The organism is Kitasatospora sp. MBT63 (assembly GCF_000710465.2).
GTDB lineage: Bacteria > Actinomycetota > Actinomycetes > Streptomycetales > Streptomycetaceae > Kitasatospora.
The window spans coordinates 33,673-52,092 of sequence record NZ_JAIZ01000517.1 but is presented as its reverse complement, the minus strand read 5'-3'; the positions used below and the strand labels follow the sequence as shown (position 1 = coordinate 52,092).

At 72.0% G+C, this 18,420-nt stretch carries 18 protein-coding genes; 16 read left to right on the top strand and 2 right to left on the bottom strand.

Annotated elements, in window-relative coordinates; all coding sequences use genetic code 11:
* The first annotated feature begins 4 nt into the window (after nt 1-4).
* The 16 genes from AA75_RS27895 to AA75_RS27820 all read left to right on the top strand — a co-directional run bounded on the left by AA75_RS27895 (nt 5) and on the right by AA75_RS27820 (nt 15,878).
* Complete coding sequence (locus AA75_RS27895; RefSeq protein WP_233289217.1) at nt 5-907, top strand: phosphatidylinositol mannoside acyltransferase; 903 nt, start codon at nt 5-7, stop codon at nt 905-907.
* Nucleotides 904-2,085, top strand: coding sequence for a glycosyltransferase family 4 protein (locus tag AA75_RS27890; protein ID WP_033823036.1), 1,182 nt, complete (start codon nt 904-906; stop codon nt 2,083-2,085). Before AA75_RS27895 ends, AA75_RS27890 begins: the two co-directional genes overlap by 4 nt.
* 84 nt (nt 2,086-2,169) lie before the next feature.
* Nucleotides 2,170-2,532, top strand: coding sequence for a hypothetical protein (locus AA75_RS27885; protein ID WP_033823035.1), 363 nt, complete (start codon nt 2,170-2,172; stop codon nt 2,530-2,532).
* Nucleotides 2,533-2,543: 11 nt separating this feature from the next.
* On the top strand, nt 2,544-3,089 hold the full coding sequence (locus AA75_RS27880; protein ID WP_033823034.1) for a membrane protein: 546 nt from the start codon (nt 2,544-2,546) through the stop codon (nt 3,087-3,089).
* Between the two features lie 175 nt (nt 3,090-3,264).
* Nucleotides 3,265-4,176 carry a pyridoxal 5'-phosphate synthase lyase subunit PdxS gene (gene pdxS, locus AA75_RS27875; protein ID WP_033823033.1) on the top strand — a complete coding sequence of 304 codons (912 nt, stop codon included), beginning with the start codon at nt 3,265-3,267 and terminating at the stop codon, nt 4,174-4,176.
* A 90-nt stretch (nt 4,177-4,266) separates the two neighbouring features.
* On the top strand, nt 4,267-4,881 hold the full coding sequence (pdxT, locus tag AA75_RS27870; RefSeq protein WP_033823032.1) for a pyridoxal 5'-phosphate synthase glutaminase subunit PdxT: 615 nt from the start codon (nt 4,267-4,269) through the stop codon (nt 4,879-4,881).
* Nucleotides 4,882-4,959: 78 nt separating this feature from the next.
* Nucleotides 4,960-5,718, top strand: coding sequence for a YebC/PmpR family DNA-binding transcriptional regulator (locus AA75_RS27865; protein ID WP_033823031.1), 759 nt, complete (start codon nt 4,960-4,962; stop codon nt 5,716-5,718).
* 115 nt (nt 5,719-5,833) lie between these two features.
* A complete protein-coding gene (ruvC, locus tag AA75_RS27860; protein ID WP_033823030.1) occupies nt 5,834-6,409 on the top strand; it encodes a crossover junction endodeoxyribonuclease RuvC in 576 nt (191 codons plus the stop codon).
* On the top strand, nt 6,406-7,017 hold the full coding sequence (gene ruvA, locus AA75_RS27855; RefSeq protein ID WP_033823029.1) for a Holliday junction branch migration protein RuvA: 612 nt from the start codon (nt 6,406-6,408) through the stop codon (nt 7,015-7,017). The genes ruvC and ruvA overlap by 4 nt, the downstream gene beginning before the upstream one ends.
* 52 nt (nt 7,018-7,069) lie before the next feature.
* Entirely contained in the window at nt 7,070-8,164 is a 1,095-nt protein-coding gene (gene ruvB, locus AA75_RS27850) for a Holliday junction branch migration DNA helicase RuvB (RefSeq protein WP_033823028.1), read from the top strand.
* 200 nt (nt 8,165-8,364) lie between these two features.
* A complete protein-coding gene (gene yajC / locus AA75_RS27845; protein WP_051813524.1) occupies nt 8,365-8,778 on the top strand; it encodes a preprotein translocase subunit YajC in 414 nt (137 codons plus the stop codon).
* 228 nt (nt 8,779-9,006) lie between these two features.
* Complete coding sequence (gene secD / locus AA75_RS27840) at nt 9,007-10,728, top strand: protein translocase subunit SecD (protein WP_033823057.1); 1,722 nt, start codon at nt 9,007-9,009, stop codon at nt 10,726-10,728.
* Nucleotides 10,729-10,732: 4 nt separating this feature from the next.
* Nucleotides 10,733-11,845, top strand: a complete 1,113-nt coding sequence (gene secF / locus AA75_RS27835) for a protein translocase subunit SecF (RefSeq protein ID WP_033823027.1) — start codon at nt 10,733-10,735, stop codon at nt 11,843-11,845.
* 23 nt (nt 11,846-11,868) lie between these two features.
* Entirely contained in the window at nt 11,869-12,420 is a 552-nt protein-coding gene (locus tag AA75_RS27830; protein WP_033823026.1) for an adenine phosphoribosyltransferase, read from the top strand.
* 2 nt (nt 12,421-12,422) lie between these two features.
* On the top strand, nt 12,423-14,972 hold the full coding sequence (locus tag AA75_RS27825; RefSeq protein ID WP_233289219.1) for a bifunctional (p)ppGpp synthetase/guanosine-3',5'-bis(diphosphate) 3'-pyrophosphohydrolase: 2,550 nt from the start codon (nt 12,423-12,425) through the stop codon (nt 14,970-14,972).
* Between the two features lie 108 nt (nt 14,973-15,080).
* On the top strand, nt 15,081-15,878 hold the full coding sequence (locus AA75_RS27820) for a hypothetical protein (RefSeq protein ID WP_033823025.1): 798 nt from the start codon (nt 15,081-15,083) through the stop codon (nt 15,876-15,878).
* A gap of 93 nt (nt 15,879-15,971) precedes the next feature.
* On the opposite strand, the gene AA75_RS27815 is transcribed toward AA75_RS27820, so the two are convergent.
* Together AA75_RS27815 and AA75_RS27810 are read right to left on the bottom strand one after the other, a co-directional pair.
* Nucleotides 15,972-17,201: a DUF349 domain-containing protein gene (locus AA75_RS27815; RefSeq protein WP_033823024.1), complete on the bottom strand. Its 1,230-nt coding sequence runs from the start codon at nt 17,199-17,201 to the stop codon at nt 15,972-15,974.
* Between the two features lie 248 nt (nt 17,202-17,449).
* Nucleotides 17,450-18,238: a peptidylprolyl isomerase gene (locus tag AA75_RS27810; RefSeq protein WP_033823023.1), complete on the bottom strand. Its 789-nt coding sequence runs from the start codon at nt 18,236-18,238 to the stop codon at nt 17,450-17,452.
* Nucleotides 18,239-18,420 lie beyond the last annotated feature (182 nt).

Below are 18,420 nucleotides of genomic sequence, written 5' to 3'. Positions count from 1 at the left end.
GCGGTTGGCCGACTCGGCCTACGCGCTGGGCTGGGCGGCCGTGAAGCGGCTGCCCGAGCCGGTGGCGCGCGGCCTGTTCAACCGGATCGCGGACACCGCCTGGCGCAAGCAGGGCAAGGGCGTGCGGCAGTTGGAGGCCAACCTCGCCCGGGTGCACCCGGAGGCGGACGCGGCCCGGCTGCGCGAGCTGTCGCGCGCGGGCATGCGGTCCTACCTGCGGTACTGGATGGAGTCGTTCCGGCTGCCGGCCTGGAGCCTGGCCCGGATCGCCGACGCCATAACGGTGAAGAACCTCGAGCCGCTGAACGAGGCGATGTCGGCGGGGCGCGGCGCGGTCCTGGCGCTGCCGCACATGGCCAACTGGGACCTGGCCGGGGCGTGGATCGCCTCGGCCGGCGGCTACCCGTTCACCACGGTCGCCGAGCGGCTGAAGCCGGAGTCGCTGTTCGACCGGTTCGTGGCCTACCGCGAGGGCCTGGGCATGGAGGTGCTGGCGCTCACCGGCGGCGAGGTCTCGGTGATCGGCACCCTGGCCCGGCGGCTGCGCGCGGGCGGCCTGGTCTGCCTGGTCGGCGACCGGGACCTGTCCGAGGCCGGGATCCAGGTGGACTTCTTCGGTGAGGCGACCCGGATGCCGGCCGGCCCGGCGGCGCTGGCCCAGCAGACCGGCGCGGCGCTGTTCCCGGTGACGCTCTGGTACGACGGTCCGGTGCTGCGGGCCGAGATCCACCCGGAGATCGCGGTGCCGGCCGAGGGCGACCGGCGCTCGCGGACGGCCGCGATGGTCCAGGAGCTGGCCGACGTGTGGGCCGAGGGCATCCGGGAGCACTCGGTGGACTGGCACATGCTGCAGAAGCTGTGGCTGGCGGACCTCACCGGTCCGCGGGCCCCGAGGGGGAGCCAGTGAAGATCGGCATCGTCTGCCCGTACGACTGGGACGTCCCCGGCGGGGTGCAGTTCCACATCCGCGACCTGGCCGAGCACCTGATCGGGCTGGGCCACCAGGTGTCGGTGCTGGCCCCGGCCGAGGACGACGAGGCGCTGCCGCCGTACGTGGTCTCGGCGGGCCGCGCGGTCGCGGTGCCGTACAACGGGTCGGTGGCGCGGCTGAGCTTCGGCATCCTGTCGGCGGCGCGGGTGCGGCGGTGGCTGCACGACGGGCGGTTCGACATCCTGCACGTGCACGAGCCGAACTCGCCGAGCCTGTCGATGCTGGCCGCCTGGTCGGCCTCCGGGCCGATGGTCGGCACCTTCCACACCTCCAACCCGCGCTCCCGGGCGATGATCGCGGCCTCGCCGATCCTGCAGCCCGGCCTGGAGAAGATGAGCGCCCGGATCGCGGTCAGCGAGTACGCCCGGCGCACCCTGGTCGAGCACCTGGGCGGCGACGCGGTGGTCATCCCCAACGGCGTCGACGTGCGGTTCTTCGCGGACGCCGAGCCGGACCCGCGCTGGCAGGGCGCGGCGCCCGACGGCGGGGCCGGCACGATCGGTTTCATCGGCCGGATCAACGAGCCGCGCAAGGGCCTGCCCACGCTGCTGGCGGCGCTGCCGCGGATCCTCGCGGAGCGCCCGGGGGTGCGGCTGCTGGTGGCCGGCAAGGGCGACGAGGAGGAGGCCGTGGCCGGGCTGGCGCCCGAGGTGCGGGCCCAGGTGGAGTTCCTCGGCATGGTCAGCGACGCGGAGAAGGCCCGGCTGCTGCGCAGCGTGGACCTGTACGTGGCGCCCAACACCGGTGGCGAGAGCTTCGGGATCATCCTGGTCGAGGCGATGTCGGCGGGCGCGCCGGTGCTGGCCAGCGACCTGGACGCGTTCCGGCAGGTGCTGGACGGCGGGGCGGCCGGCGAACTGTTCCCGGTGGAGGACGCCGAGGCGCTGGCGGGCGCCGCGGTGAAGCTGCTGGGCAACCCGCAGCGGCTGGCCGAACTGCGGGAAGCGGCCTCGCGGCACGTGCGGCGGTTCGACTGGGAGACGGTCGGTGCGGACATCCTGTCCGTCTACGAGACGGTGACGGACGGCATGCCGCCGGTCGCCGAGGACGAGCGCTCCGGCTGGCGCGAGCGGTTCGGGCTGGCCCGCGACTGAGCCGGGTCCGGCCCGACGGCCCCGCGGGCGGCGCCGGTGGGGGAGGATGGCGCGGTACCGACACCGTGCCCAGGGGAGGGCCCCATGCCGCAGATCACCGTCGACCACTCCGTGGACGTGAAGCTCGACCGGCGGGCGTTCGCCGCCGAACTGCACCCGCTGGTCGGCGAGGTGATCGGCGCGGCGGTGGCGGAGTGCAAGACGCGGTTCCGGCGGGTCGAGGAGAGCTACATCGGTGACGGTGCCGCCGCCCGCGAGGTGGTGCTGCTGGAGATCCGGATCCTGGACGGCCGAACCGTCGAGCAGCGGACGGCGCTGGCGGAGGCGCTGCTGGGACTGCTGGAGCGCTCCGCGGTGGCCGCCGAAGGGGTCGAACTGCACCTGGCGGTCGATGTGGTGGAGATGGACCGGCGGACCTACCGGAAGTCGGTTTCGGCGGCGGGGTAGCGTAACGGCCTGTGACTACCTGGATCTGGGCCGCCGCGGCCGTCGTGCTGTTCGCCGTCTACCTCAGCTGGACGGCGGGCCGGCTCGACCGGCTGCACGCGCGGATCGACGCGGCGCGGGCCTCGCTGGACGCCCAACTGGTCCGGCGGGCCTCGGTGGCGCTGGAGCTGGCCACCTCCTCGCTGCTGGACCCGGCCGCCTCGATCCTGCTGTACGAGGCCTCGCACGCGGCCCGGCAGAGCGAGGACGAGCACCGCGAGGTGGCCGAGAGCGAGCTGAGCCTCGCGCTGCGCGCGGTGCTGGCCGAGCCCGAGCAAGTGCGGGCGCTGCTGGCGGCGCCCGGCGGGGCCGAGGCGCTGAAGGAGCTGACGGCGGCGGTACGCCGGGTGCCGATGGCGCGGCGGTTCCACAACGACGCGGTGCGGGCGGCCCGAGCGGTACGCGAGCACCGTCTGGTTCGGTACTTCCGGCTGGCCGGCCGGGCGCCGTTCCCGCTCGCGTTCGAGATGGACGACGAGCCTCCGGCGGCGCTGACCCCGGAAGGCGCTCCGGCCTAGGTCCGGGCTCACCGGGCCCGGGGAACGGCACAGCTTCTCGTACGGAGCTTTGGTCCGGATCCAGCCTCTTTGTCGTATGCCGAAGGTCCCAGTGGACCGGATGGCGCGTGGATCAGAGGCCGTTCGGGCCTACGATAGGGCGATAGCACTGGTTCATCTTCGAGTGAGGTCTCACGTGTCCACCACCCCCATCACCGCAGACCAGCCGCAGATCGGCACCGCCCGCGTCAAGCGCGGCATGGCCGAGCAGCTCAAGGGCGGTGTGATCATGGATGTGGTCAACGCCGAGCAGGCGAAGATCGCCGAGGACGCCGGTGCGGTGGCCGTCATGGCCCTGGAGCGCGTCCCCGCGGACATCCGCAAGGACGGCGGCGTCGCCCGGATGTCGGACCCCAACATGATCGAGGAGATCATCGCGGCCGTCTCCATCCCGGTCATGGCGAAGTCCCGGATCGGCCACTTCGTCGAGGCCCAGGTCCTGCAGTCGCTCGGTGTCGACTACATCGACGAGTCCGAGGTGCTGACCCCGGCCGACGAGGTCAACCACTCCGACAAGTGGGCCTTCACCACCCCCTTCGTCTGTGGCGCCACCAACCTGGGCGAGGCCCTGCGCCGCATCGCCGAGGGCGCGGCCATGATCCGCTCCAAGGGCGAGGCCGGCACCGGCAACGTGGTCGAGGCCGTCCGCCACCTGCGCCAGATCAAGAACGAGATCGCCAAGCTGCGCGGCTTCGACAACAACGAGCTGTACGCCGCCGCCAAGGAGCTGCGCGCCCCCTACGAGCTGGTCAAGGAGGTCGCCGAGCTCGGCAAGCTGCCGGTCGTGCTGTTCTCCGCCGGCGGTGTGGCCACCCCGGCCGACGCCGCGCTGATGCGCCAGCTCGGCGCCGAGGGCGTCTTCGTCGGCTCCGGCATCTTCAAGTCGGGCGACCCGGCCAAGCGTGCCGCCGCCATCGTCAAGGCCACCACCTTCTACGACGACCCGAAGATCATCGCGGACGCCTCCCGCAACCTGGGCGAGGCCATGGTCGGCATCAACTGCGACACCCTGCCGGAGACCGAGCGCTACGCCAACCGCGGCTGGTAAGCCTCCCTCCTCGCCCGCCGGCCCGCCGCGGCTCCACCGCGCGGCGGGCCGCGCCACGCATCCGCACCGATTTCCCAAGGGGTAGCAACCGTGTCCACCAACAACCCAGTCATCGGCGTCCTGGCCCTCCAGGGAGACGTCCGCGAGCACCTGATCGCGCTCGCCGCCGCGGACGCGCTGGCCCGGCCGGTGCGCCGGGCCGAGGAGCTGGCCGAGGTCGACGCGCTGGTGATCCCCGGCGGCGAGTCCACCACCATGTCCAAGCTGGCGCTGCTGTTCGGCGTGATGGACCCGCTGCGCGAGCGGGTGGCGGCCGGGATGCCGGTCTACGGCACCTGCGCCGGCATGATCATGCTGGCGGACAAGATCCTGGACGGCCGGGACGACCAGGAGACGGTCGGCGGCATCGACATGACGGTGCGCCGCAACGCCTTCGGCCGGCAGAACGAGTCCTTCGAGAGTGCGATCCCGTTCCAGGGGCTGGGCGACGAGCCGGTCAACGGAGTGTTCATCCGGGCCCCCTGGGTGGAGTCGGTCGGCGAGGGCGTCCAGGTGCTGGCCGAGGTGCCCGCCGCGGACGGCCCGGACAGCCGGATCGTCGCGGTGCGCCAGGGCAACCTGCTGGCCACCTCGTTCCACCCCGAACTGACCGGTGATCACCGGGTGCACGCGTACTTCGTGGCGATGGTCGAGAACGCGCACTGACCGTGTGCGAGGTGTCGGTGACGACACCGGTAAGATCTCCTCTGTTCATTTCCATCTGGCGACGTAAAGGAGCTGGCGATGTCCGGCCACTCTAAGTGGGCTACCACCAAGCACAAGAAGGCCGTGATCGACGCCAAGCGCGGCAAGCTCTTCGCCAAGATGATCAAGAACATCGAGGTGGCGGCGCGCACCGGCGGCGGCGACCCGGCGGGTAACCCCACGCTGTACGACGCCATCCAGAAGGCGAAGAAGAGCTCCGTCCCGATCGACAACATCAACCGCGCCGTCAAGCGCGGTTCGGGCGCCGAGGCCGGCGGGGCCGACTACTCCACGATCATGTACGAGGGCTACGGCCCCAACGGCGTCGCGGTGCTGATCGAGTGCCTCACCGACAACCGCAACCGCGCCGCCTCCGACGTGCGCGTGGCGATGACCCGCAACGGCGGCTCGATGGCCGACCCGGGCTCGGTGTCGTACCTGTTCAACCGCAAGGGCGTGGTGATCGTCCCGAAGTCGGACGGCGTGGACGAGGACAAGGTCTTCGAGGTCGTCCTCGACGCCGGCGCCGAGGAGGTCAACGACCTCGGCGAGACCTTCGAGGTGATCTCCGAGGCCACCGACATGGTCGCGGTCCGCACCGCGCTGGTGGACGCCGGGATCGACTACGACTCGGCCGACGCCAACTTCGTCCCCAGCATGCAGGTCGAGCTGGACGCCGACGGCGCCCGCAAGATCTTCAAGCTGATCGACGCCCTCGAGGACAGCGACGACGTCCAGAACGTCTTCGCCAACTTCGACATCAGCGACGAGGTCGGTGCCGAGCTCGACGCCGAGTGACCAGGCAGCACCTCCCCGGCCCGGTGGTCCGCCAGGACCGCCGGGCCGGTGTCGTCCTCCCCGGCTGTCGGTGGCGGGCGGTAGCCTGCACGGGTCACGGAAAGGCGGCACGGCATTGCGCGTACTAGGGGTGGACCCCGGGCTGACCAGGTGCGGCGTCGGCGTGGTCGACGGTGCGCCCGGGCGGCCGCTGACCATGATCGGGGTCGGGGTGGTCCGCACTCCCGCCGAGGCCGAGATCGGGCCGCGGCTGCTGCTGGTCGAGCAGGGCATCGAGCAGTGGCTGGACGAGCACCGGCCGGACCTGGTCGCCGTCGAGCGGGTCTTCGCCCAGCACAACGTCCGCACCGTGATGGGCACCGCGCAGGTCAGCGCGGTCGCGATGCTCTGCGCCACCCGGCGCGGCATCCCGGTCACCCTGCACACCCCGAGCGAGGTCAAGGCCGCCGTCACCGGCTCCGGCCGGGCCGACAAGGCGCAGGTCACGGCCATGGTCACCCGGCTGCTGCGGCTGGACGCCCCGCCGAAGCCGGCCGACGCCGCCGACGCGCTGGCGCTGGCCATCTGTCACATCTGGCGCGGCGGCACCACCAACCGGCTCACCGCCGCCATCGCCCAGGCCGCCGCGGCCGCCCCCGCACCCCGTACCGCCCGCCGGGCACCCGCCGTCCACCAGGAGCGCCGCCGATGATCGCCTTCGTCCAGGGTCCGGTGGCGGCTGTCGCCGCCGGCACCGCCGTCGTCGAGGTCGGCGGTGTCGGGATGGCCGTCCAGTGCACCCCGGCCACGCTGGCCCGGCTGCGGCTCGGCGAGAGCGTCCGGCTGGCGACCTCACTGGTCGTCAGGGAGGACTCGCTCACCCTGTACGGCTTCGCCGACGACGACGAGCGGGCCACCTTCGAGGTCCTCCAGGCCGCGCCCGGCGTCGGCCCCCGGCTCGCCCAGGCCATGCTCGGGGTGCACAGCCCGGAGGCGCTGCGCGTCGCGGTGGCCGGCGGGGACGAGAAGGCGCTGATCGCGGTGCCCGGCATCGGCAAGGCCAAGGCGGCCAAGCTGCTGCTGGAGTACAAGGACAAGCTGGGCGCCCCGCACGGCACGGTGCCCGCCCAGAAGCCGGTCGCCACCGGGCCCGCCCCCTGGCACGAGCAGCTGCACGCCGCCCTGGTCGGGCTCGGCTACGCCCCGCGCGAGGCGGACGACGCGGTCACCGCCGTCACCCCGGAGGCCGAGGCGCAGGGCGTGCCCGACATCGGGGTGCTGCTGAAGGCCGCCCTGCGCGGCCTGAACCGCGCCCGCTGACGCCGTACCGATCTGACGACCTGTTACTTTGTCGACAATGGAGCCCGTCCCGATGAGCCCGTACGATCCCGAGCCCGCCGACCGCCTGGCCGCCGACCGGCTGGTGCAGGCGGCCGCCGACGGCGAGGACCAGGCGGTCGAGGCGGCGCTGCGGCCCAAGCTGCTGGACGAGTTCATCGGCCAGGAGCGGGTGCGCGAGCAGCTCTCGCTGGTGCTCCAGGCCGCCCGGCGGCGCGGCAGCGCCCCGGACCACGTGCTGCTCTCGGGCCCGCCCGGGCTCGGCAAGACCACCCTGTCGATGATCATCGCGGCCGAGCTCAACGCCCCGATCCGGATCACCTCGGGCCCGGCCATCCAGCACGCCGGCGACCTGGCCGCGATCCTCTCCTCGCTGACCGAGGGCGAGGTGCTCTTCCTGGACGAGATCCACCGGATGTCCCGGCCCGCCGAGGAGATGCTCTACCTGGCGATGGAGGACTTCCGGGTCGACGTGATCATCGGCAAGGGTCCCGGCGCCACCGCCATCCCGCTCGAGCTGCCGCCGTTCACCCTGGTCGGCGCCACCACCCGGGCCGGCCTGCTGCCGCCCCCGCTGCGCGACCGCTTCGGCTTCACCGGCCACATGGAGTTCTACGCGCCCGCCGAGCTCCAGCGGGTGGTGCACCGCTCGGCCGCCCTGCTGGACGTGGAGATCGACCCGGCCGGCGCCGCCGAGATCGCCGGGCGTTCCCGCGGCACCCCCCGGATCGCCAACCGGCTGCTGCGCCGGGTCCGGGACTTCGCGCAGGTCAGGCATGACGGCGTGGTCACCAGGGAGATCGCCGCCCGGGCCCTGGAGGTGTACGAGGTCGACGCCCGCGGCCTCGACCGGCTGGACCGGGCAGTGCTGGACGCCCTGCTGCGGCTGTTCGGCGGCGGCCCGGTCGGCCTGTCCACCCTGGCGGTCGCGGTCGGTGAGGAGTCGGAGACGGTCGAGGAGGTGGCCGAGCCGTTCCTGGTCCGCGAGGGACTGCTGGCCCGCACCCCCCGCGGCCGGGTCGCCACCGCCGCGGCCTGGCAGCACCTGGGGATGACCCCGCCGCTCCAGCAGCCCGGCGGGGCGGGCGCGGTCCAGCCCGGCCTGTGGCACGGAAAGGGTCAGGTCTGAGCGGGCCCGGCGACGGGGTCGTGAGCGAAGCGCACAGAAACTGTGCAGGCAGAGGGTCGCCACTTTCGGCGGCAGGATGCGATGCTTGGCGTTGTCCGATCGATAAGGGTCGCCTAGACTCCGCCGGACCGCCCCTCTCACCCGATGGGCCGACGCATACCCTGGCCGCCCGGGCGGGCGGCCTGTAAAGGACCCTGGCTGTGAACTTCATCATCCTCCTCCTCCCGCTCCTGGCGATCTTCCTGCTGTTCCGTTCGCAGAAGAAGCGCCAGTCCCAGATGCAGACGATGCAGCAGGCACTGGAGCCGGGCGCGGGCGTGCGCACCATCGGCGGCCTCTACGCCCTGGTGAAGTCGGTCAACGAGGAGACCGTCGAGCTGGAGATCGCGCCGGGTGTGGTCACCCACTTCACCAAGGGCGCCGTCGCGGCCGTGCTGGACCCGCTGGAGTACGACGCGATCATCAACGGCCGCCCGGCCGAGGACGACGCGGACGAGCTCGGCGAGCCGGTCGAGGACGTTGACGCGCACGACGCCGAGGACAAGCCGCTCAGCCTTGACAAGGACAAGTCGGGCAACAGCAGCGCCGACGGTGGGGCTCCCGAGAGCAAGTAGTACGGTCGGGCCTTGCCCGGCCGAGCGGCACCCGCCGCTGGCCAACAGGACCTCAGGGCCGTCCGCCGCCGATCCCGTCCGCCACGAGCCGGACCGGACCGGTCCGCGCGACGGCATGGACAGGGAGAAACGAGCAAGGTGGCAACACCAAAGTCGCGTCCGCGCGACGGTTACCCCGGACGGGCGCTGGCCCTCATCCTGGTGGCGACCGTCGGACTGGTCGCCCTCATGTTCGGGACGGGTCACAAGACCCCGCGTCTCGGAATCGACCTCGCCGGTGGCACCAGCATCACGCTGACCGCTACGTCGAAGGACCCGTCCGCGATCAACAAGTCCAGCATGGACATCGCGGTCGGGATCATTCAGCAGCGCGTCAACGGCTTGGGTGTCTCCGAGGCGGAGGTGCAGACCCAGGGCAACAACAACATCATCGTCAACATCCCCGACGGTGGTGACCAGCAGACCGCGATCAAGCAGGTCGGCGACACCGCGAAGCTCTACTTCCGCCCCGTCCTGACCTTCGCCCCGAGCGGCCAGCCCGCCGTGGACCCGTCGGCCTCCCCGAGCGCCCCGGCCACCGGCAGCCCCTCTCCCGGCGCCTCCCCGAGCAGCTCCGCCACCGGCTCGGCCGCCACCCAGGCCTCCCCGAGCGCCGGTGCCTCGGCCAGTGCCAGCAAGGCCGGCCGCGCGGTCAGCGGCGCCCTGCAGGCCGACCCGACGGCCTCGGCCGGCGCGAGCACCGCCGCCACTCCGGGCGCCGCCGCCTCGCCGGGCACTCCCGCCGACCCGGCCGCCACCCCGGCCCCGGCCACCGACCCGGCCATCGCCGCGCTGCAGCAGCAGTTCGCCGCGCTGGACTGCTCGGACCCGGCCCAGCGCAAGGACCTGCAGACCGACCCGACCAAGCCCGCGCTCGCCTGCTCCTTCCAGCAGGAGGACACCGCGGTCAAGGGCCAGAAGGTCTGGAACAAGTTCATCCTCGGCCCGGTCGCCCTCAACGGCGGTGACGTCGCCAAGGCCCAGGCCGGCTTCGACACCCAGCAGGCGGCCGGCTGGCAGGTCCAGCTGTCCTTCACCGACGCCGGCTCGAAGTCCTTCGCCGCGGTCACCGGCCAGCTCGCCACCCAGCCGCAGCCCGCCAACGAGTTCGCCATCGTCCTGGACGGCAAGGTGGTCTCCCACCCCTACGTCCAGCAGTCGATCACCGGCGGCAACGCGGTCATCTCCGGCAACTTCGGCCAGGAGGAGGCCAAGGGCCTCGCCAACGTGCTGAGCTTCGGCGCCCTGCCGCTCGACTTCACCAAGAGCGACGTCACCACCGTCTCCCCGCAGCTCGGCGGCGAGCAGCTGAAGGCCGGCCTGCTCGCCGGTCTGATCGGCATGATCCTGGTGGTCATCTACTCGCTGGTCTACTACCGCGGCCTCGGCCTGGTGTCGATCGCCGGTCTGCTGGTCTCGGCCTCCCTGACCTACGCGATCATGTCGCTGCTCGGCGCCACCATCGGCTTCGCGCTGAACCTCCCGGCGGTCTGCGGCGCCATCGTCGCGATCGGCATCACGGCGGACTCCTTCATCGTGTACTTCGAGCGCATCCGCGACGAGGTCCGCGACGGCGCCCCGCTGCGCCCGGCCGTCCAGCGCGCCTGGCCCCGGGCCCGGCGCACCATCCTGGTCTCGGACTTCGTCTCGTTCCTGTGTGCCGCGGTGCTGTACCTGGTGTCGGTCGGCAAGGTCCAGGGCTTCGCCTTCACGCTGGGCCTGACCACGCTGCTCGACGTCGTGGTGATCTTCCTGTTCACCAAGCCGCTGATCACCCTGCTGGCGCGCACCAAGTTCTTCTCCAGCGGCCACAAGTGGTCCGGCCTGGACCCGAAGCGGCTGGGCGCGCGCCCGCCGATCCGGAGCAGCCGCCGCCGCGGTTCCGCCCCCAGCGCCCCCAAGGAGGCCTGACGCCATGTCGCGCTTCGGCAACATCGGCCACCGCCTCTACCAGGGCGAGATCAGCTTCGACTTCGTCGGCCGCCGCAAGCTCTGGTACTCGATCTCCGGCGTGATCGTCCTGGTCGCGGCCATCGGCCTGGCCATGGGCCTGCACCTGGGCATCGAGTTCAAGGGCGGCTCGGTCTACACCGTGCACAAGCCCGGCCTGTCGGTCTCGCAGGCCCAGGACGTCGCCAACAAGATCACCCACGACTCGACCGCCGTGGTGCAGTCGACCGACAAGGGTGACGTCCGGATCCAGGTCAGCTCCGCCTCCGGCGTGGACGCCTCGACCTTCACCGAGCAGCTCTCCAAGGAGCTTTCGGTGCCGGCCAACGAGGTCGACGCCCAGGTGATCGGCCCCAGCTGGGGCCACGAGATCTCCCAGAAGGCCCTGCTCGGCCTGGTGATCTTCATGGTGCTGGTCACCATCTACCTGGCCGTCGCGTTCGAGTGGCGGATGGCGGCGGCCGCCCTGGTCGCCCTGATCCACGACCTCCTGATCACCATCGGTGTGTACGCCCTGGTCGGCTTCGAGGTCACCCCGGGCACCGTGATCGGCTTCCTGACCATCCTCGGTTACTCCCTGTACGACACCGTCGTCGTCTTCGACACGGTGAAGGAGAACACCAAGGGCATCACCAAGCAGAACAAGCGCACCTACAGCGAGGCCGCCAACCTCGGCCTCAACCAGACCCTGGTGCGTTCCATCAACACCACCGTGGTCGCGCTGCTCCCGGTCGCCGCGCTGCTGTTCATCGGCGGCGGCCTGCTGGGCGCCGGCACCCTGAACGACATCTCGCTGGCCCTGTTCATCGGCCTCGCGGCCGGTGCGTACTCCTCCATCTGCGTCGCCACCCCGCTGCTCGCGCAGCTCAAGGAGATGACGCCGGAGATGAAGGACCTGGCCAAGCGGGTCGCCGCCCGCCGGGCCGCGGACGCCAAGGCGGCCGAGCAGGCCGCCGGGCAGGGCGAGCACGGCGACCACGGCGAGGACGAGTCCGGCCAGCCGGCGGGTATGGTTGGTCAGCGCAACCAGCCGGTCGGCCGCGCCCGCGGCAAGGGCCGCCCCTCCGGCAAGCACTGAGCCCGTACTCCGTAAGGACCCCCGTGACCTCCGCTGACCCCGTCCTGGCCGAGCTGCTCAACAGCCGGATCAGGGACGTACCGGACTACCCGAAGCCCGGCGTGCTGTTCAAGGACATCGCGCCGCTGCTTGCCGACGCCGAGGCCTTCGCGGCCCTCACCCGGGCGCTGGCCGACCGGGCCCGGGAACTCGGCGCCACCAAGGTGGTCGGGCTGGAGGCGCGGGGGTTCGTGCTGGCGGCCCCGGCGGCCTTCGCGGCGGGCCTCGGCTTCGTGCCGATCCGCAAGAAGGGCAAGCTGCCCGGCGAGGTCTTCGCCCGCTCGTACGAGCTGGAGTACGGCACCGCCACCCTGGAGGTGCAGTGCGACGCCTTCACCCCGGGCGAGAAGGTCCTGGTGGTGGACGACGTGCTGGCCACCGGCGGCACCATCGGTGCCTCGGTGGACCTGGTCCGGGAGGCCGGCGCCGAGCTGGTGGGCGTGGTGGTCCTGATGGAGCTGGGCTTCCTGCCCGGCCGGGAGCGGCTGGAGCCGCACCTGGGCGGTGCTCCGCTGGAGACCCTGGTCACCGTCTAGTCATTCCCCCGAGGGGGCGTACGGCCACGGCCGTACGCCCCCTCGGGCGTTCCCGGCCGGGCGGCGGAACGCCCGGCCTGCACTCTCGGTACCATGAAGGTTCACCCCTGCCCAGTTGTGCGAAGGGGCAGGCCCCGCGCCCCCGAGGAGTGTCCTTGCCCGACGAGGTTGTGCCCACGGCTGACCAGACCAGGACCGCGCCCTCCGGTACGGCCCCGGTCCGCCCCGGGCCGCCCGCCGCGCCCCGGCCGTCCTCCGGCGGCATGCGCGCCCGCCTGGCCCGGCTCGGCGGCCAGCGCAGCTCCACGGTCAACCCGGTGCTGGAGCCGCTGTTCCGCACCATCCGGGCGCAGGACCCGAAGGCCGACCCGGCGCTGCTCAAGGACATCGAGAACGCCTACGCGGTGGCCGAGAAGTGGCACCGCGGCCAGAAGCGCAAGAGCGGCGACCCGTACATCACCCACCCGCTCGCCGTCGCCACCATCCTGGCCGAGCTGGGCATGGACGCCCCGACCCTGATGGCCGGGCTGCTGCACGACACCGTCGAGGACACCGACTACGGCCTGGAGACCCTGCGCCGCGACTTCGGCGACTCGGTCGCGCTGCTGGTCGACGGCGTGACCAAGCTGGACCGGGTCAAGTTCGGCGAGGCCGCGCAGGCCGAGACCGTGCGCAAGATGGTCGTCGCGATGGCCAAGGACCCGCGGGTCCTGGTGATCAAGCTGGCCGACCGGCTGCACAACATGCGCACCATGCGCTACCTCAAGCGGGAGAAGCAGGAGAAGAAGGCCCGCGAGACGCTGGAGATCTACGCCCCGCTGGCGCACCGGCTGGGCATGAACACCATCAAGTGGGAGCTGGAGGACCTCGCCTTCGCGATCCTCTACCCCAAGATGTACGACGAGATCGTCCGGCTGGTCGCCGAGCGCGCGCCCAAGCGCGACGAGTACCTGGCCACCGTGATCGACCAGGTCCAGGGCGACCTGCGCGGGGCCCGGATCACCGCCCAGACCACCGGCCGGCCCAAGCACTACTACTCGGTCTACCAGAAGATGATCGTGCGGGGCCGCGACTTCGCCGAGATCTACGACCTGGTGGGCATCCGGGTCCTGGTCGACACCGTCCGCGACTGCTACGCGGCACTGGGCACCATCCACGCGCGGTGGAACCCGGTGCCGGGGCGGTTCAAGGACTACATCGCGATGCCCAAGTTCAACATGTACCAGTCGCTGCACACCACGGTGATCGGCCCCGGCGGCAAGCCGGTCGAGCTGCAGATCCGGACCTTCGACATGCACCGCCGGGCGGAGTACGGCATCGCGGCGCACTGGAAGTACAAGCAGCGCGCGGTGGCCGGTGCCTCCAAGGTCCGCACCGACACCCCCACCCACGGGCGCCAGCACGACAAGGCCGACGCGGTCAACGAGATGGCCTGGCTGCGGCAGCTGCTGGACTGGCAGAAGGAGACCGAGGACCCGAGCGAGTTCCTCGAGTCGCTGCGCTTCGACCTGTCCAACAACGAGGTCTTCGTCTTCACCCCCAAGGGTGACGTGATAGCGCTGCCGGCCAGCTCCACCCCGGTGGACTTCGCCTTCGCGGTGCACACCGAGGTCGGCTACCGCTGCATAGGGGCCCGGGTCAACGGCCGGCTGGTGCCGCTGGAGTCCACCCTGGAGAACGGCGACGCGGTCGAGGTCTTCACCTCCAAGGCGGAGAACGCCGGGCCGTCGCGGGACTGGCTGACCTTCGTCAAGTCGCCGCGGGCCCGCAACAAGATCCGCGCCTGGTTCTCCAAGGAGCGCCGCGAGGAGGCGATCGAGCAGGGCAAGGAGGCCATCGCCCGCGCGATGCGCAAGCAGGGCCTGCCGATCCAGCGGATCCTCACCGGGGACTCGCTGGTGACCCTGGCGCACGAGATGCGCTACCCGGACATCTCCTCGCTGTACGCGGCGATCGGCGAGGGCCACGTCACGGCGCAGTCGATCGTGCAGAAGCTGGTCCAGGCGCTCGGCGGTGAGGAGGGCGCGGTCGAGGACCTCTCCGAGACCACCACCCCGACCCACCAGAGCCGGGCGGTTCGCCGCCGGGCCAAGGGCGACCCCGGCGTGATCGTCAAGGGCGTCGAGGACGTCTGGGTGAAGCTGTCGCGCTGCTGCACCCCGGTGCCCGGCGACCCGATCGTCGGCTTCATCACCCGCGGCAACGGCGTCTCGGTGCACCGTTCGGACTGCGTCAACGTCGAGGCGCTGACCCAGCAGCCGGAGCGGATGATCGAGGTCGAGTGGGCGGCCACCCAGTCCTCGGTGTTCCTGGTCGCCATCCAGGTCGAGGCGCTGGACCGCTCGCGGCTGCTGTCGGACGTCACCCGGGTGCTCTCCGACCAGCACGTCAACATCCTCTCCGCGGCGGTGCAGACCTCCCGGGACCGGGTGGCGATGAGCCGGTTCACCTTCGAGATGGGCGACCCGAAGCACCTCGGCCACGTCCTGAAGGCGGTCCGCGGCGTGGAGGGCGTCTACGACGTGTACCGGGTGACCTCGGCCCGCAAGTAGCTCCGGCGGCCCCGCCCCCCCGCGGCGGCTGCGGATGCGGGGCCTCCGCGAGCGGCACAGAATGTCACCGTCCGATGCGGTGCTGGGTGTCGACTCGCGGAGGCCGCCATGGGTGGCAGGCAGATCGTCGTGGCCGTGCTGATGGGTGCCGGGCTGACCGCCGCCACAGGCTGCGGCGGCGGAGGAGCGGGCGGCGGCGGGTCCTCGGCCCAGCCGGCCGCGGCGTCCTCGGCCGACCCGTCCGCACCGAACGGGGTGGAGTCGCTGGCCCCGCGCGAGATCGTCGACAAGTCGGTCCAGGCGCTCAAGGAGAGCCACAGTGTCCACGTGGCCGGCCAGGTGAGTTCGGCGGGCTCGGCGGTCACCATCGACCTCGCAATGGACGGCGATGCGCACTGCGCCGGCTCGATGAGCCTGGACGGCGAGGGCGGCTTCGGCGTGGTCCAGCTCGGCGAGCAGCTCTGGATCAAGCCCGACCAGACCTTCCTAGAGACGCACGGCGGCCCGGCCATCGCGGCCCTGGTCGGCGACAAGTACCTGCGGACCACCACCGCCAACACCGACTTCGCCGACGTCGGCTCGCTCTGCGACCTGAACACCATCGCCGACCTGATCGGCACCGACAACGGCCCGCTCGGCCAGGGCAGCCGCACCACGGTCGACGGCACACCGGTCGTCACCGTGCAGACCACCCAGGGGGACAGCCCGGGGACCCTGTACGTGGCGGTCCAGGGCCGGCCCTATCCGGTCCGGCTGGAGACGAACGGCGGCAGCGAGGGCGGCCGGCTCGACTTCAAGGACTTCGGTGCCCAGGTCGCCGCCACCGCCCCGCCCGCCGACCGGACCCTCGACCTGGACGAGCTGCAGCGCGAGTCCGGTGCGACCGGCGCGGCCAGCCCGGTCTGAGCCGGCCCGGTCTGAGCCGCCGGACCCCGGACGGAACACGGGCAGGGCCCCCTCCGCGGAGGGGGCCCTGCCCGTCTGCTGCCGGGGGCGGCGTCAGCCGCTGAACTCCTGGAGGCTCTTCAGCGCCTGGTCCAGCAGCGCCTGACGGCCAGCCAGCTCGTTCTCCAGCTTGGCGACCTTGCTCGCGTTGCCGGCCGCCCGGGCCTTGTCGAGGTCGGCCTGGAGCTTGTCCACCGCGGACTGCAGCAGCCCGGTCATGCCGGCCGCGCGGGCCTTGGCCTCCGGGTTGGAACGCTGCCACTCGGCGTCCTCCGCCTCGCGGATCGCCCGCTCGACGGTGTTCAGCCGGGCGTCCAGCTTCGGCCGGGCGTCGCGCGGCACGTGGCCGATGGCCTCCCAGCGCTCGTTGACGTCCCGCAGCGCGGCCTTGGCGGCCTTGAGGTCGGTGATCGGCAGGATCGCCTCCGCCTCGACCAGCAGGGCCTCCTTGAGCTTCTGGTTCTCGCCCTGCTCGGCGTCACGCTCGCTGAAGGTCGCGGAGCGGGCCTGGAAGAAGACGTCCTGCGCGCCCCGGAACCGGGCCCACAGCTCCTCCTCCGCGTCCCGCTGGGCGCGTCCGGCCGCCTTCCACTGGGTCATCAGGTCGCGGTACGCGGCGGCGGTCGCACCCCACTCGGTGGAGTCCGAGAGCGCCTCGGCCTCGATGACCAGCTTCTCCTTCACCGCACGGGCCTGGTCGCGCTCGACGTCCAGCGCGGCGAAGTGCGCCTTGCGGTGCTTGGAGAAGACCGACCGGGCGTGCGAGAAGCGGTGCCACAGCTCGTCGTCGCTCTTGCGGTCCAGCCGCGGCAGCGCCTTCCAGTTGTCCACCAGGGCACGCAGCCGGTCGCCGGCCTCCCGCCACTGGGTGGACTCGGCCAGCCGCTCGGCCTCGGCGACCAGCGCCTCCTTGGCCGCGCGGGTCTCCTCCTGGGCCTTGGCCCGGGCCGCCCGGCGCTCGGTCTGCCGGGTCTCGATCTCGCCGGCCAGCGTGTCGAGGCGCTTGGCCAGCGCGTCCAGGTCGCCCACCGCGTGCGCCTCGACGACCTGGGCGCGCAGGTGGTCGAGGGCGACCTGGGCCTCCTTGGCGGCCAGGTCGGTCTTGCGGACGCGGTGCTCCAGCAGGCCGATCTCGGCCTCCAGGCCCTGGTACTTCCGCTCGAAGTAGGCGAGGGCCTCCTCCGGGGAGCCCGCCTGCCAGGAGCCGACGGCGCGTTCGCCGTCCGCGGTCCTGACGTACACGGTCCCCTGCTCGTCGACACGGCCCCACGGGTCGCTGCTCACAGCGCCTCCTCCACATGACGCCGCGGCCCGCTCAGTGCGGGGCGCGCGCGTCGTCCACAGTTGATGTGCGGCGGACCGATGAAGTCCGCCGTCCGGACCGTCCGTTGTTGCGCCGAGGGTGACGGCCGACGGTCAGGGCACCCTATACAACAGCAACATAGGCGACCAGCGCCGGTGCTGTCCGCATCCGGGCCGGGCGATTTCCGCCGGCGCCGCGGCCCGCTCGGGGACCGCGGCGCCGATGCCGGTCAGCCCTTGGCGACCGTCACCTTGTCGAGGACCACGCCGGCGGTCGGGGCGCCGTCGCCGCCACCGCCCTGGACCCCGCCGGCGGCGATGTTCTGGAGCACGTCCAGACCGCCGGTGATCTTGCCGAAGGGGGTGTAGCTCGGCGGCAGCTGGGTGTCCTTGTAGACCAGGAAGAACTGGCTGCCGTTGGTGCCCGGGCCCGCGTTGGCCATCGCCAGGGTGCCGGCCGGGTAGGTGGCGCCGGTCAGGTTCTCGTCCGCGAACTGGTAGCCCGGGCCGCCGGAACCGGTGCCGGTCGGGTCACCGCACTGGAGCACGTAGATGCCCTCCGTGGTGAGCCGGTGGCACTTGACGTGGTCGAAGTACTGCTCGCCGGCGAGGAAGGCGAAGGAGTTCACCGTGTGCGGCGCCTTGGCCGGGTCCAGTGACACCGTCACCGTGCCGCAGCTGGTCTGCAGGGTCCCCGTGTAGGCGGACTTGCCGTCGACCGTCATGGCCGGCTCGGTCTTCCACTGCTTGCCGTTCGGCTGGCCCGCGGCCGGCGGGTTGCAGCCCTTGACCTGGGTGACCGGGGCGGTCGGGGCGGCCTGCGGGGTCTTGGACTTGTCGGCGGAGTCGAACACGCCGCCCGCCCACGCACCGCCGGCGGCGACCACCACGACCGCGAGCGCACCGCCGATGATCGCGTTCCGCTGCTTCCGGCGCTTGTGCGCCTGGGCCCGGCGCGCCATCTGGCGCTCGTACTTCTCGCGGGCGAGCTGTCGCCGTCGCTGTTCGTTGCTGGCCACCGGCCGTGTCTCCTACGTATGCGCTGGACGTCTGGGGGAAAAGTGCCGATGCGGATCATCGCATCCGTTGGCGGCCAAGTGTAAGGAGTCTGTGCGTAAGTTCGAGGTCAAACGCGATGTGCACGGGACACGATCGACCCGCGGGGGCACGTGGTAACGGGTTCGCCCGCGGTGGTGTCCCG